This window comes from Pantoea sp. PNA 03-3 (assembly GCF_003201175.1).
GTDB lineage: Bacteria > Pseudomonadota > Gammaproteobacteria > Enterobacterales > Enterobacteriaceae > Pantoea > Pantoea stewartii.
Genome location: NZ_QICO01000001.1, coordinates 249443 through 264895 on the forward strand (window position 1 = coordinate 249443; position 15453 = coordinate 264895).

Below are 15453 nucleotides of genomic sequence, written 5' to 3' on the forward strand. Positions count from 1 at the left end.
GGAATGAGCGGGACAGGCTATCCTGTCCCGCTGGATAATACTCAGGCTGCGGGGCGAGCGACGACGCTGCGGGTTTCCATACGCACTTCGGCGATGGTCACGTCGATCACATCGGTCACGCGGTAAACCACTTCACCTTTGATCTGCACTGTGCCGCTTTCCTGGCTGCACACCAGTTCGTCACGAACGGAGTGCAGGAACGGAGCAGGGATAAACGCCACTGCGCCATTCTCCAGCAAACGCACGCGCATGCCACCACGGGAAATATCGATAATTTCCGCGCTGAATTTACGATCTGTCGCCGCAAAAGGTGACAGGTAACGGGCATAAAGCCAGTCGCCCACGTCACGCTCGGCCATGCGGTTAAGACGGCGGCGCTCGCTCATGGTGACCGTGACAGCGTCATCGGGCCGGGCGATCGACTCACCACGCACGATGGCTTTCAGCAGGCGATGGTTGATCATGTCGCCAAATTTACGAATCGGTGAGGTCCAGGTAGCATAGGCTTCCAGGCCCAGACCGAAGTGCGGGCCAGGTTCGGTGGTGATTTCCGCATACGTCTGGAAACGACGAATACGGCTGTCCAGGAACTGGGTCGGCTGGGCATCCAGCTCCCGGCGCAGCACACGGAAACCGTCCAGCGTGGTAATCGCTGAAGGATCTGCCGTAATCCCATGTGTCGCCAGCACGGCGGCGGCCTGCTCGGCGTTGGCAGTATCGAAGCCTGCATGGACGTTATAGATCCCAAAGCCCAGCTTATCGCGCAGCACCTCGGCCGCACAGATGTTGGCCAGAATCATGGCTTCTTCAACGATTCGGTTGGCAATGCGACGCGGTTCAGCGACGATATCCAGCACTTCGCCTTTCTCGCCCAACAGGAAGCGGTAATCCGGGCGATCTTTAAACACCAGCGCGTGGGCCTGGCGCCATTCGCCGCGAGACAGGCACAATTGATGCAGCAGGCGGATCTGATTCGCAATCGCGTCATTCTGCGGCTGCCACTCGCCGCTGTTCTCCAGCCAGTCAGAAACCTCGTCGTAGACCAGTTTGGCTTTCGATTCGATCCAGGCCGCGAAGAAGTGCACATCAGACAGGCTGCCATCCTGCGCCACGGTGACGCGACAGGCCAGTACCGGGCGACGCACATCAGGGCGCAGGGAGCAGACATCATCGGAAAGCTCGCGCGGCAGCATCGGGATATTAAAGCCCGGCAGGTAGTTGGTGAACGCACGTTGCGCGGCAAGCTTATCCAGCTCGCTGCCTTCAGCCACGTAAGCGGTCGGATCGGCAATGGCGACCGTCAGGCGCAGGGCATTGTCTTCCAGCGCCTCAACATAGAGCGCATCGTCCATATCTTCTGTGCTGGCGCTGTCGATAGTCACGAAATCCAGCGCGGTCAGGTCTTCACGCTGCAGGTTTTCGTCCAGCATCTCGCCAAAACCCATTTCAGGGGCCTGGCGCTCCAGATTGTGACGTGACAGTGTCACCCACCACGGCGCAAGATGGTCTTCTGCGCTGACAATAAATTCGGTCAGTTCGGCATAAAAGCCGCGGTCACCCTTTAACGGATGACGTCGCATTTCCGCGACGGCCCAGTCGCCCTGTTGGAAATCGTGGGTCAGCCCACGTACCGGACGGCACTGAATGGCCTCTTTCAGCAGGGGATGATCGGGCACGATAGAAAGACGATCGTCTTTTTTCTGCACACGGCCTACAAAACGGCTCAGGAAAGGCTCGACCAGCGTTTCTGGTTCTGCGCTTTCACGATCTTTATCGGTGTGGATGACGGCAATAATACGGTCGCCGTGCATCACTTTCTTCATCTGCGGGGGCGGGATGAAATAACTTTTTTGTGCATCGACTTCCAGAAAGCCGAATCCCTTTTCGGTGCCTTTTACAACGCCTTCTGCACGCGGCGTTTGTGAATGGAGCTTCTCTTTAAGCTGCGCAAGCAGCGGATTATCCTGGAACATGATTTTTACGTTTCGTGGCCTAATAGCGGCTGACAGTTTTACGCGAATCGCGGTCCCGCGGCAAGGCAAAAAGCCGGACGAACCGGCTTTTTGCCTGGAGCAAAGCCTGAATCAGGCAATGCGTTGGGTGACCGTTGCCTGCGACAATTCCAGCTTAACCGGCACCGATTTCGAGGTTGGCGTACCGCTAATATCACCGTAGCTGTTCAGCGGAACCAGCGGGTTGGTTTCTGGATAATAGGCCGCCAGGTTGCCACGCGGGATGTTGTAAGGCACCAGCTTAAAGCCGCTCACGCGACGTGTTACGCCATCATTCCACAGGGTTTCAATGTCAACATTCTGGCCTTCGCTGAAGCCTAATGCCGCCATATCGTCCGGGTTGATAAAGACGACTTCACGCTGACCGTAAACGCCGCGATAGCGGTCATCAAGGCCGTAAATCGTCGTGTTGTACTGATCGTGCGAACGCAGGGTTTGCAGCGTGAAGGGCACCTCCTGATCCAACTGCGGAAACAGCGAGTCAGGCAGCGCGGCAGGGCTGAACTCGGCCTTACCGGTCGGCGTGTTGAAGCGCAGTTCGGCGGCGGCATTACCCAGATAGAACCCACCAGGCTGATCGCATTTGCTGTTAAAGTCGGCAAAGCCAGGAATCGTGGCTGCGATGTGATCGCGAATCAGGTTGTAGTCCGCCGCCAGATCCAGCCACTTCACCTTTTCATCGCCCAGTACCGCATGCGCAATGCTGGCGACAATCGACGTTTCTGAACGTTGTGTATCCGCCAGCGGAATACCCACGCCTTCAGACGCGTGCACCATGCTGAAGGAATCTTCCACGGTAATATACTGATTGCCCGTCGCCTGCAAATCGCGCTCGGTGCGGCCCAGCGTAGGCAGAATCAGGCCCTCATGACCGGGAACCAGATGGCTGCGGTTCAGTTTGGTACTGATATGCACGGTCAGGCCACAACGTGACAGCGCTTCTTCGGTGCGCGGTGAATCCGGTGCCGCCGCCGCCAGGTTGCCACCCAGCGCGATAAGCACTTTGATTTCGTCACGCAGCATGGCATTCAGTGCTTCAACGGTGTTATGACCTGCCGCACGCGGTGGCTCAAAATTGAAGTGCTGACCCAGCGCATCCAGGAACGGTTTTGCCGGTTTCTCATCAATGCCCATGGTGCGGTTACCCTGCACATTACTGTGACCACGAACAGGGCACAGACCCGCACCTTTTTTACCTAACTGGCCAAACAGCAGCTGCAGGTTAGTAATTTCGCGCACGGTATCGACGGAGTGTTTGTGCTGAGTGATACCCATCGCCCAGGTACAGATGACCCGATCGGCGCTCTGGTAAATCGCTGCCGCTTCACGGATCTGCGCTTCAGTCAGGCCGGACTGCGCCACAATCTGCATCCAGTCGGTGTTATCCACGGCGTCAAAGTAGGCTTCAACGCCGTGCGTTTTGGCATTCAGGAACGCCTGATCGAACAGGCCGCTTTCGCCTGCCGCAATGCGCGCGCGATGCGTTTCCAGCAGGGCTTTGACCATGCCGCGCACCGCGGCCATATCGCCACCCAGGTGCGGCTGATAATAGGCCGAGCTGATGGTACCGGCTTTCGAGGTCACAATTTCCAGCGGCTTCTGCGGATCGGCGAACCGTTCCAGACCGCGTTCGCGCAGCGTATTAAAGGTCACAATTTTTGCACCGTGATCGGCAGCGTGACGCAGGCTGTGCAACATGCGTGGATGGTTAGTGCCCGGATTCTGTCCAAAAACAAAAATCGCATCCGCGTGGTCAAAATCATCCAGACGAATCGTGCCTTTACCCACGCCAATGCTGCGCTTCAGTCCCGCACCGCTGGCTTCGTGACACATGTTCGAGCAGTCAGGGAAGTTATTGGTGCCCAGCATGCGGCCAAACAACTGATAAAGCCATGACGCTTCATTACTGGCGCGACCTGAGGTGTAAAGCTCCATCTGGTCTGGATTGTCCATCGCTTTGATGTGCTGCGCGATAAGCGCATAGGCGTCATCCCAACTGATGGGCTCGTAGTGATCGGTTTCACGGTTGTAGCGCAGGGGATGCGTCAGGCGGCCCTGATACTCCAGAAAGTAATCGCTTTGAGCATAGAGCGTGGTCACGCTGTGTTTCGCAAAGAAGTCAGCATCCACAACGCGGCGTGTCGCTTCCCAGGTTACCGCTTTCGCTCCGTTTTCACAAAAGCTGAAAGTACTTTTATTGTCATCGCCCCAGGCGCAGCCCGGGCAGTCAAAGCCACGCGCCTTGTTCATACGCATGAGATTGCGCAGGTTTTTCAGGGCAGCTTTACTGTCGAAAACAAAACGTGTCGTGGCTTCCAGTGAACCCCAGCCACCCGCGGCGGCGCGGTATGGTTTAATTTGGCGCTTAAATTTCATCATAGGTGCAGGCTTATTTTTTTGTTGGACGAATGTTGCAAGGATATATCCTGATAGTGAAGATTAGTGTGCGTTCGACGACATAGCTTGTCTAATTGATTGACTTAATGGTGCGATAGGTCGCGTTTATCGTGACGGCACAACAACTGTGATGCTGTTCATATTTTACCCTTTCATAACTTCTCCGTATCAGGTGTTATCGGCACATCGCGCTAATACTTGCTGTTTATGACACAAAAAGGCGCGAAACCATGAAACACCTGACCAGCCAGATTCATGCATTTGGCAAGGCGTTGATGATGCCCATTTCGGTGATCGCGGCAGCCGGTATTTTTCTGGGGCTGGCCGCGGCCATGCAGAACCCCGCAGTGACGGGGGAAGCCTTTGCGCAAATGCAGGTGGCGCAGCTCATTATCGGTTTTATTCGCAAAGTCGCAGGGGCGCTGTTTGCCAATCTGCCCCTGTTCTTTGCCGTCGCCAGTGCGATTGGTCTGGCAAAAGCCGAGAAACCGACCGCCGCCTTTGCGGCGGTGATTGGCTATATCGCCATGAACGTGGGGATTAATGCGACGCTGGCCGCAAAAGGCATAACGGCGGCCACCACGACGCCTCAGGCGCTGCAACAGGCGGGACTGGATCAAACGACCGCCATGATGACCTCGGCGGAATATATCCAGATGCTGGGGATTTTTACCTACAACATGAGCGTGCTGGGCGGCGTGGTGGCCGGCCTGCTCACCGTAATGTTGCACAATCGTTTTTATACGCAGCAACTTCCTACAGCGATCAGCTTCTTTGGCGGCCGACGTTTTGTGCCCATTGTCACCGTCGTGGTTCTGCCGCTGGTGGGTGTATTGCTGGCGCTGATCTGGCCAACCCTCGGAGAGGGCATCGCCTGGGTGGGACAGATGATTGGCCACAGTGGTCAGTACGGTGCATTTCTGCTGGGGGCGGCTGAACGCCTGCTGATTCCCACCGGGCTGCACCATATTCTCAATGAAACGGTCCGCTTTACGCCGATTGGCGGTATGGCGGTTGTGGACGGACAGACTATTGTCGGCGCATTGAATATTTTCAATGCCTCGCTGACACATCCTGGCCTCATCCCGGATGCCACGCTGCGAACGGCTACCCAGTTCCTGGCGCAGGGAAAAATACCTGTGATGATGTTCGGGCTGCCTGCTGCAGCACTGGCGATCTATCACACCGCACGTCCGGAGCATAAACAACGCGTGAAAGCGCTGGTGCTGGCCGGCGCGCTGACCTCCTTTACCACCGGGATCACCGAACCTCTGGAGTTCTGCTTTATTTTTGTGTCGCCCGTGCTTTATGTGTTGCATGCGTTTTTGACCGGCCTTTCATTTATGTTGATGTCAATGCTGCATCTGATGATTGGCAACGTGCAGGGCGGCATTATCGACCTGGTGGTCTTCGGTGTGCTGGGTGGCAGTAAAACCCACTGGTGGTGGACGCTGGTGCTTGGCGTGATCTACGCACCGATCTATTACTACGGGTTCCGTTTTGTCATTACCCGCATGAATGTCGAAACACCGGGACGGGAAACCGAGGAGGAAAAACCGCAGGTCGTGGATGGCAGTGAACGCACTCAGGTCATCATCAGTGGATTGGGTGGGGCTGCCAATATAGAGGACATCGATTGCTGCTTTACGCGCTTACGGGTGCGGGTAAAAGATATGAAAGAGGTGGTGGATCACACCCTGATGAGTACGGGCGCGAATGGGGTGAATCGCGTCAGTGAGCAGGATGTTCAGGTGATTTACGGTCCTCAGGTCGAAAAGATTGCGCAGGAAGTGAAGTCGACGCTTGGCGTCGGCTGACGGCGGCCTCACTGGGCGCAGCAGGTGCGCCCTCCCTGTCTGACATGTTACGGCATTCCGTTCCGTTTTAAGCTCCGTTTTTATCCGTTCCCCTCACGTTCACGATTAACACAAAAATATAAGCAATGCTTTATGTTTCATTTTGTGATCTGTGCTTGAATTTTACCGGTAACACTCTATGGTAAGAGGTGGAAAGTGCAATACACGCAATTAACAGGGGGTTATTTATGGCGAAAAACAGGTTAGTTAAAGTCGTTGAAATATCGGCAATTGTTGTTTTCACACTTGTCGTGATCTATTTACTGGCGACGGGCGTACTGTCGTCAACGGGCATTGATCACGCCTGGCCTTATCCAACGAAGTAACAACGGGCAACACCAGGGAAAACACCATAAAAAATAATAATTCTGCCAGCCTGACCTGAAAGAGTCCGGCCTGTTGCGCGCCCATTACGCCTTTCGTCTCGCCCCCAAAAGTATCTCCTGTCAGCCGGACACTCGGGTTGCATTACTGCACTCTGCCTGTACCGGAATCCTGAACGCACACTGACTGGCATTCTGTTGCGCCCTCGGCACATAATAGACGTTCAACTGAGCGACGTTATGGCGGGCACAAAAAATCGACATTAAGCAACTCATCTACCTCTGCAACCTCGAACGCGAACGCCATTTTGGCCGTGCCGCTGAGGCGAGTTTTGTCAGCCAGCCTACCTTATCAATGCGGTTAAAAAATCTGGAACGCGAACTGGGATTATCCCTGATCAACCGCAGCAATAACTTTGCCGGATTCACGCCAGAAGGGGATCGGGTGCTGGCCTGGGCGCGGGAAATCGTCTCCGTTTATCAGGGGCTGAAGCTGGAAGTCGAGTCACTGAAACACGGCGTTAACGGCACATTGCGGCTGGGTGTGGTACCGCAGTGCAGCGTGTCGCTGGCCCAGCTGCTCAAAGCGGTTCAGGTGCGCTATCCACAACTCGATTACCGTATTGCCGTCCTGAGCGCCGACCAGCTGCTGGAGGCGCTGAACAGTCATACGGTCGATGTCGGGATTGGTTTTTTTGAAATGGCGACGCTGCGTGAACTGCATTTTCAGGCCGCGTTGCTGGCGGACCGTGGCGTTGAAGCGGTGTTTCATCCCGGACATTTTCAGCACTTAGGCGAGGTTGAAAGCCTGGATCTGCCAACGCTGGCCCGTCAGCCGCTGTGTCTGGCTGAACCCACGCGCTATTTTCGTCGCTATCTGGATATGGCGCTGCGGGAGATGTCGCTGATGCCGCGCGTGGTGGTAGAAAGCGCCTCCATTATGCAACTGCTGCAGTGTACGCAGGTCGGGTTGGGCGTACTGGTTTCGCCACGCGGTCATCTGCTGCCCGCGTCTTTACACGGACTGGAACAGCGACCTGTCATAATGCCAAAGATGGCGCGCCAGGCGGCCCTGGTGGTCGCTGAACCGGGTCGGGCAACGCCGCTGGCACAGCACTTCTATGACGAAGCGCGCAGTCATCTGGATCTTTAGCGCGCCTCACCACAGGCATAAAATAAACGGCTGTTCCAGTTTGCCCGCGCGATGGCCTGGATAAGCGCGAACTGATCGGCAACGGACCAGCCGGATTCTTGCAATGGCTGGAGATCGGCGGCGTAAAAACGTTCTGGCTGACGGGTCAGCAGGGCGGTTAACGCGCTGACCGCCCGGTCAGCGTCGGTCAGGTTAGCATTATCAACGGTGCCAGCCTGGCCGCTATAGGGCGTTAACGACGGTGGACGCCAGCGATTTCCCAGCAGGCTGGCCGCTGTAGCCTCAACCCGGGCGGTGAAGACCGTCTCCTCCTGATGATTCAACCTGTACCAATGCTCTAATAACGCCGGTGCGTGCGCCAGCAACCAGAGGGCGTCCTCTGGCGCAGACGATGTCTGGCATTGCGCCACGGCCTTATGCTGCGCCTCGCTGGCATAGCGGGGCTCAAGCGGTTTCAGGACCGGCTGCCAGACGCCGGGGGCATCGGTGGCTGGCGCATCCGGTGCAGGTGACATGCCGGGGATCCAGCGTACCGGCATGTTCAGCAGAGCCTGAATACCGGCGATCACGCGTGCCTGGTAACAGACAAAGCCGACCAACTGATTAAGCGTGACAATATCGGCTTCGCTCAGACCTGCGGCGTGAAGGGCGCGCACACTGTCGGCAGTAATCAGAGTGGGTTGCATGGCCAGCAGTCGGGCGTACTGGGTAATTTGTGTCAGGCGGTTATTGCTCTCGCGCGACGAGTCAGGACCAGGCAGAGGATTGAGTCTTGCAGAGTAGTGATTGCAGAGCCGCTGAATGCCCGTAACCTGCGCCACGGTCAGCGCGCTGCTTAACCGATCGTAAAGCGTCAGCGTATGGGTCAGCGTAACGTCAACCTGGTCGGGAAACAGCAGGTCAACAATCTCATGAGCAATCTGAATGGCGGGTTGTCCGGCCTGCAACAACGGCTGAACAGAAGAGGTTTCCTGCGCTAACCCCAACAAGAACCGATCGTCGATATGCGCTGCTTCAGGAAAAAGCGGGGCAGCCGGAACGTTACGCGGACAGGTCTGGCTCTCGTAAAACCAGTGATCCTGGCCAGTATAGCGGCGTTGTTGCATCATCAGTCCTTTTGCAAAATCTGATGCGGCACATGCGGGACAGAGTCAGTGAACCGGTCGCAGGCCGCAGGGCTGACTTATCCTCGCCCACGGGCAGGGCACAGCAAAAGACCGATCGGTGATAATTAATAGCAATAAGGAATAACGAGGGCGCGGGCGGGGAAGGACAGGGCGAGCAGCGCTCGCCCATGAGGAAACTTATTTTAGTTCCAGTTCGTTCATCGCGGCGATGCTGAAACCGCCGTCAACATGAACGATCTCGCCGGTGATACCACCCGCCAGATCGGAACACAGGAAGGCCGCAGAGTTACCCACGTCTTCGATGGTCACGGTACGGCGAATCGGGGTTACCGCTTCACAGTGAGCCAGCATCTTACGGAAATCTTTGATGCCTGAAGCCGCCAGCGTACGGATTGGACCGGCAGAAACGGCGTTCACACGCACGCCTTCTGGTCCCATGGCATTGGCCATGTAACGTACGTTTGCTTCCAGAGACGCTTTTGCCAGGCCCATTACGTTGTAGTTAGGGATAGCGCGCTCTGCACCCAGGTATGACAGCGTCAGCAGCGCTGAGTTGGGGTTCAGCATCGCACGGCACTCTTTTGCCATGGCAACAAAGCTGTAGGCACTGATGTCGTGCGCAATTTTGAAACCTTCGCGGGTTACGGCATTCACGTAATCGCCATCCAGCTGGTCGCCTGGGGCAAAACCAATTGAGTGAACGAAACCGTCAAATTTCGGCCAGGTTTTTGCCAGCTCAGCGAACAGGGACTGGATGCTTTCATCTTCTGCAACATCACATGGCAGTACGATGTCAGAACCCAAATCTTTGGCGAACTCTTCCACACGACCTTTCAGTTTGTCGTTTTGGTAGGTGAAAGCCAGTTCTGCGCCCTGTTTGTGCATCGCCTGTGCAATACCGTAGGCGATGGAAAGTTTACTGGCAACACCAGTAATCAGAATGCGCTTACCGGAAAGAAAACCCATAGCTGTAATCCTTATGGTCATGGTAGTTGGCGGTCGCGATGTTTAAATAATAGACGACCGACGTTAATCGACGTGCGGATTCTAGCACGTCTGCCTTAAATCAGGAAAACTGCGCACAGTTTTCCACAAAACCCCGAAAAATCAACGCTCGCGTCGCCACGCTTCGGCCGTTAACGCTTCGCCGAAATGGCTGTTTATCAGACGTTTGGTCAGATCATGCAGCGGAGAAGCCAGCACGTCGGCCGTCCCGCCGCGTTCCACGACTTCGCCCTGATGCATGACCAACACTTTGTCGCTGATATGCTTCATCATCCCTAAATGTTGCGTCACGTAGATGTAGGCGATGCCGTGTTTTTCCTGCAGCTCCAGCATCAGGTTGACCAACTGTGAGCGCATGGTCATATCCAGTGAGGCTAGCGCTTCATCAGCAATAATCACTTTGGGTTGCAGAATTAATGCCCGCGCCAGGCCCAGACGCTGTTTTTGGCCTGGTGCCAGCATATGCGGATAATAACCGGCATGGTCGCGCAGTAATCCCACCTGACGCAGCGTGCCAATGATGCGTTTCTCGCGCGCCTCGGCGTCAAGATCGGTATTCAGGCGCAGCGGCAGCTCCAGAATCTGACTGACGCGCTGCCGGGGATTAAGCGACGTAGAAGGATCCTGGAAAATCATACGGATGCGCTGGCTACGGTAGCCATAATCCCCAAAGCTCAGCGCATGATCGTCAATAATGATTTCCCCCTCCGTTGGGGCAACGGTGCCGCTGAGCATTTTTGCCAGCGTTGATTTGCCGGAGCCATTTTCGCCGATGATCGCCAGCGTCTGCTTCTCCCGCAGCGTGAAGCTTACGGACTTCACCGCCTCGACATGCTGACGGCGAAACAGACCGGTACGATAACGAAACGTTTTGCTGAGATTGCGCACTTCCAGTAGCGTTTCCATGCTATTGGCCCTCCACGTTGAGCGGAAAATGGCAGGCATAGAGATGCGAACGGGAGCCCGTCAGCCGTGGCGTTTCCACACATTTACGCTGTGCATACGGGCAGCGCGGTCCAAGACGGCAGCCAATGGGCAGGCTTTCGAGCGATGGAATCGCGCCGGATAAGGTATTCAGGCGGCTCTTGTGAGGAAGCGGTCGGCCAAAGTCTGGCATCGCACGAATCAGCGCCTGGGTATACGGATGGTGCGGCGTGGTCATCAGGTCTTCACTCTGCGCCGTTTCCACGGTTTGTCCGCAGTACATAACGTTGATCCTGTCAGCCCAGTGACTCAGGGTACGCAGGTCATGGCTGATCAGCAGAATCGTGGTGTTGTTGTTCTGATTCAGACGGCTCAACAGGCGAAAGATCTGCGCCTGCGTCGTCGGCTCCATAGCGTTGGTCGGCTCGTCGGCAATCAGCAGGCGCGGCTGATTCGCCAGTGCGATGGCAATCATCACTTTCTGACACTCGCCCTCGGTGAGTTCGTAGGGAAAGCTGCGCATGATGTCTTTGTGATCTTTAATACCGACGCGGTGCAGCAGCTCGATGGCGCGGTTTTTTCGCCAGAACCAAAAGCGCTTCATCCACGGTCCTTTGTACGTCCAGCGCGGAATCGCCTGCATTAACTGACGGCCGACACTTTCCGAGGGATCAAGACAGGACTGCGGTTCCTGGAAAATCATCGACACATTGTGACCTACGATGCGGCGACGCTCACGCGGCGACAAACGCAGCAAATCCACGTCATCAAAGACCATACGGTCTGCGGTGACGCGCCAGTTGTCGTTGGTCACGCCACAAATCGCCTTGGCAACCAGACTTTTGCCCGAGCCCGACTCACCCACCAGACCGCGAATTTCGCCCTCAGTCAGTGATAAATTGATGCGGTCTACCGCTTTGACCGGCCCGTCAGCGGTCATAAATTCAATCGTCAGATTACGAATATCCAGTAACGGCATTATTCCACTCCTGCCTCGACGGCCCGACGAATGCCGTCACCGAGCAGATTAACCATTAACACGCTGACCATCAGCGCGGCACCGGGAAGCATGACAGTCCAGGGCGCAACATACACCAGCTCCAGCGAATCACCCAGCATCGCGCCCCACTCAGGCGAGGGCAACTGCGCGCCGAGGTCAAGAAAACCCAGTGCGGCGATATCGAGAATAGCCATCGACAGCGCGCGCGTAATTTCACTGATCAGCATAGGCAAAACGTTAGGCAAAATGGCGTGCCACAAAATATTGATGCTGGTGGCGCCATCCAGGCGAGCCGCAATCACATACTCTTTTTCCAGTTCGTCATGAACGGCGCTGTAGATTTCGCGCACCAGGCGCGGCATCAGCGCCAGCCACACGGCCAGTAATGCGTGCTCCAGGCGCGGCCCCAGAAACGCCACTACGATAATGGCCAGCAAGAGTGAGGGAATGGACAGCAGCGTATCCAGGACATGATTCAGCACCGCAGAACGCACACCGTGCGTCATGCCCGCCACAATCCCCAGCACCAGCGCCCAGAAGGTGGCAAACAGCGTGACGAGAATGGCCGATCCAACCGTGGGGGCCACGCCGTTCAGCAGGCGGCTCAGTAAATCACGCCCCAGATCGTCCGTCCCGAGAAAAAAAGAAACCTCACCGTAGCGCGACCAGGAGGGCGGTAGCAGTTGATAACCCAGAAATTGCTGGTCGATGTTGTAAGGGGCCAGAAAATGGCCGAACAGACACAGCAGCAGCAGTGTGCCAAAGCCGTACAGGCCAATCATCGCCGGCATATCGCCATAAAAATGGTGCCAGCTCTGGCGAAACGCACTGGGCAGGCGTTTTTCGGCGTAGATGTTATCGGACGGCATACCATTCCTTATGTTTCAGCGGATTCAGCGCCGCGCCAACGATGTCAGCGAGCACATTCACCACAATCACCAGTCCACCGGTCACCATTACGCCTGCTGAGATGGCCGCATAGTCCTGCTGACGGATGGCGTTAATCAGCCAGCGCCCCAGACCAGGCCAGTTAAAAACCATCTCCGTAATCATCGCCAGCGTTAACATGCTGGAGAACTGTAAACCCAGGCGCGGAATGACAGGCGGAAGGGCGTTATGCAGCACATGACGGCGAATAACGGTAAAGCGCGAGAGCCCGCGGGTCGCCGCAGCTTTAACATAGTTTTTATCGACGACATCGCTGGTGCTGATGCGCAGTAAACGCACAATCTCAGTGGTCGGGGCCATCGCCAGCACGGTCACCGGTAAAATCAGGTGCATCAGCACGCTGATCATCATTTCATGCCGCCACGGTGAGGGGCTGAGCCAGGCATCGATTAAAGCAAAACCGGTTATGTTCTGGACCGGATAGAGCAGATCATAGCGACCGGAAACCGGCAACCAGCCCAGCGTTAACGAGAAAAACAGGGTAAACAGCAGGGCGAGCCAGAAGACCGGGATCGAAAATCCCAGCAAGGCAAACGCGCTGATAACTTTGTCCTGCCATTTATGACGCAGGGCACCCGCACAAATCCCCAGCGGAATGCCGACGATCAAGGCAAGCGTAAAGGCCATCAGGCACAGCTCCATGGTGGCCGGAAAGACCTCGCGCAGTTGCAGGCCAATTTCCTGACCATTGGTGCTGGATACGCCAAAATCCAGTTGCAGCATGCCTTTAAACCAAAACCACCAGGCATCGAACAGTGAGGCGCCTTCGAGCGGGGCATTCGGTGTGAAGTAGCTCAGGCTGAAACTCACCAGCGAGAGAAAAAACAGCGTAATCACCAGTAACACCAGCCGACGCAAAATATAAATGATCACTTATCGATCCTCCCGCTCATCACGATAAACGCCAGCAAAGGAAGCGTTACCAAACGGACTCAGTACCAGGCCTCTAATATCATGCCGGTAGGCTTGCAGGCGCAAGGATGAAGCCAGCGGCAGGACGGGCAGTTCCTGAGCTAAAATTTGCTGAGCTTTATCATAGCTCTCAATGCGTCCGGACAGCTGTTGCGACAGCAGAGCATTTTTCAGCGTGCTGTCAAACGCAGGCGAGCACCAGTGCGCATAGTTGGTCTGTGAGGCAATCGCCGCGCAGCTCAACAGGGGACGAAAGAAACTGTCAGGATCGTTACTGTCGGTTGCCCAGCCTGCCAGGGTCAGGTCGTGGTTCATCGCCATCAACTGTGCTTCCTGAAAACGGCCTTCAACCGGCACGATAGTGACGTTAACGCCAATTTGTGCCAGATCGGCCTGAATCAGTTCTGCCGTTTTCAGCGGCGCGGGGTTCCAGGACTGCGAGGCGGCAGGCACCACCAGACGCAGGTGAAGATCGGTCACGCCCGCCGCTTCCAGCGCAGCCCTGGCCTTTTTCGGATCGTAGGCGGTGATGCTGGCATCCGTATCGTAAGCCCAGGAGGCACGCGGCAAAATCGAGGCCGCAGTTTCTGCCGTGCCGTAATAAATCGACTCCATCAGGCGTTCATTATTAATGGCCAGCGCCAGCGCGTGACGCACTTCCGGTCTGTCGAGCGGGGGTTTTCGCGTGTTGAAGGCCAGATAGGCGATGTTCATACCGGGCCGCAACGTCATACGTAGCCGGGGATCGTCGCGCAGAATGGAAATCTGGCTGGCGGCAGGATAGGCCAGCACATCGCACTCACCGGTCAGCAGTTTCGATAACCGGCCGGTGCCGCCCGCGCCAAGATCAATCACCACCTGTTGCAGGCGCGGTACCCCTTTCCAGTAGTAGGGATTGCGGGCCAGGCGAATATATTGCCCACTGCGGTATTCACTCAGCTGAAACGGGCCGGTGCCCACAGGTAGCCGATCCAGCGTTTCCTGATGACCTGCTTTGTCCAGGCTGTCTGCGTATTCTTTCGAGAGGATGGGCGCATAGTGGGTTGCCATGTGCCAGAGAAACGACGCATCAGGGCTGTTCAGGCGAATTTCGACCGTATAGTTATCGATCTTTTTCACGCTCTGCACGGCGTCAGCGAACTGCAGGCTGTCGAAATAGGGATAATAGCCGCCATTAACGTCATGCCAGGGATGTTTACGGTCAAACATGCGCGCAAAGCTAAAGACCACATCGTCGGCATTTAACGTGCGGGTAGGCGTAAAGTTTGAGGTGTGCTGAAACTGCACACCGTGACGCAAGTGAAAGCGATAGGTCGCGCCGTTATCACGTACATCCCAGCTGTCGGCCAGGTCAGCCTGTAAACGATAGGTATAAGGATCGACATCAAGCAGGCGGTCATAGAGCTGCGCCGCCAGTGTGTCCACCGTTAAACCACTACTGGCCATCTGCGGGTTAAACGTGTTTAGCGTCCCGTTGACGCAATAGACAAAGCCGCTTTGACGAATATCCGTGGCAGGTGCGGGCGCGGACCACACAGGTGCGCTCAACACGCTGAGACTCAGCAACAGCGAAGGCATTAGTTTTAACATAGAACTCAACGATTCTCGGGCATTGGGCAAAGTGTATCGCAAAGCGCGCGTGGTCCCAACTCTGCGTCATCGATTGCCGACGATTCGTACAGCAGGTGTAAACGACCCGGGCAAAAAGGCGCAGCGTTGGTGTGGAGATGAGAAAAATTCTCAATAACACTTTACAGATGCAAACAGGAATGATTATTATTCAGTTGCACTTCGAC

General features: G+C 55.9%; 12 protein-coding genes. 3 read left to right on the forward strand and 9 right to left on the reverse strand.

Annotation, left to right across the window (positions count from 1 at the left end; translation table 11 throughout):
* Window positions 1-41 precede the first annotated feature (41 nt).
* Both C7433_RS01160 and C7433_RS01165 read right to left on the reverse strand, forming a co-directional pair.
* Window positions 42-1973, reverse strand: a complete 1932-nt coding sequence (locus C7433_RS01160) for an exoribonuclease II (RefSeq protein WP_110267454.1) — start codon at window positions 1971-1973, stop codon at window positions 42-44.
* Between the two features lie 111 nt (window positions 1974-2084).
* Window positions 2085-4388, reverse strand: coding sequence for an FdhF/YdeP family oxidoreductase (locus tag C7433_RS01165; RefSeq protein WP_039341548.1), 2304 nt, complete (start codon window positions 4386-4388; stop codon window positions 2085-2087).
* 251 nt (window positions 4389-4639) lie between these two features.
* Between C7433_RS01165 and C7433_RS01170 the strand changes: the two genes are divergently transcribed.
* The 3 genes from C7433_RS01170 (at window position 4640) to C7433_RS01175 (ending at window position 7741) form a co-directional block, all read left to right on the forward strand.
* Entirely contained in the window at window positions 4640-6226 is a 1587-nt protein-coding gene (locus tag C7433_RS01170; protein WP_110267455.1) for a PTS transporter subunit EIIC, read from the forward strand.
* 227 nt (window positions 6227-6453) lie between these two features.
* Complete coding sequence (locus C7433_RS23695) at window positions 6454-6591, forward strand: hypothetical protein (RefSeq protein WP_162835482.1); 138 nt, start codon at window positions 6454-6456, stop codon at window positions 6589-6591.
* 253 nt (window positions 6592-6844) lie between these two features.
* Window positions 6845-7741, forward strand: coding sequence for a LysR family transcriptional regulator (locus tag C7433_RS01175; protein WP_033741802.1), 897 nt, complete (start codon window positions 6845-6847; stop codon window positions 7739-7741).
* Here C7433_RS01175 and C7433_RS01180 read toward each other — a convergent pair.
* The 7 genes from C7433_RS01180 to sapA form a co-directional block, all read right to left on the reverse strand.
* Window positions 7738-8847: an oxidoreductase gene (locus C7433_RS01180; RefSeq protein WP_110267456.1), complete on the reverse strand. Its 1110-nt coding sequence runs from the start codon at window positions 8845-8847 to the stop codon at window positions 7738-7740. The two genes, C7433_RS01175 and C7433_RS01180, sit on opposite strands and share 4 nt — an antisense overlap.
* Before the next feature lie 198 nt (window positions 8848-9045).
* Window positions 9046-9834, reverse strand: coding sequence for an enoyl-ACP reductase FabI (fabI, locus tag C7433_RS01185; RefSeq protein WP_006119311.1), 789 nt, complete (start codon window positions 9832-9834; stop codon window positions 9046-9048).
* A gap of 141 nt (window positions 9835-9975) precedes the next feature.
* On the reverse strand, window positions 9976-10779 hold the full coding sequence (gene sapF, locus C7433_RS01190) for a putrescine export ABC transporter ATP-binding protein SapF (RefSeq protein ID WP_039340210.1): 804 nt from the start codon (window positions 10777-10779) through the stop codon (window positions 9976-9978).
* A 1-nt stretch (window position 10780) separates the two neighbouring features.
* Entirely contained in the window at window positions 10781-11776 is a 996-nt protein-coding gene (gene sapD / locus C7433_RS01195; RefSeq protein ID WP_006119309.1) for a putrescine export ABC transporter ATP-binding protein SapD, read from the reverse strand.
* Window positions 11776-12666, reverse strand: a complete 891-nt coding sequence (sapC, locus tag C7433_RS01200) for a putrescine export ABC transporter permease SapC (RefSeq protein WP_033741800.1) — start codon at window positions 12664-12666, stop codon at window positions 11776-11778. Before sapC ends, sapD begins: the two co-directional genes overlap by 1 nt.
* On the reverse strand, window positions 12653-13618 hold the full coding sequence (gene sapB, locus C7433_RS01205; protein ID WP_039340214.1) for a putrescine export ABC transporter permease SapB: 966 nt from the start codon (window positions 13616-13618) through the stop codon (window positions 12653-12655). The genes sapC and sapB overlap by 14 nt, the downstream gene beginning before the upstream one ends.
* The gene (sapA, locus tag C7433_RS01210) at window positions 13619-15247 is read right to left on the reverse strand and encodes an ABC transporter substrate-binding protein SapA (RefSeq protein WP_110267457.1); all 1629 of its coding nucleotides are present in this window, start codon (window positions 15245-15247) and stop codon (window positions 13619-13621) included.
* Window positions 15248-15453 lie beyond the last annotated feature (206 nt).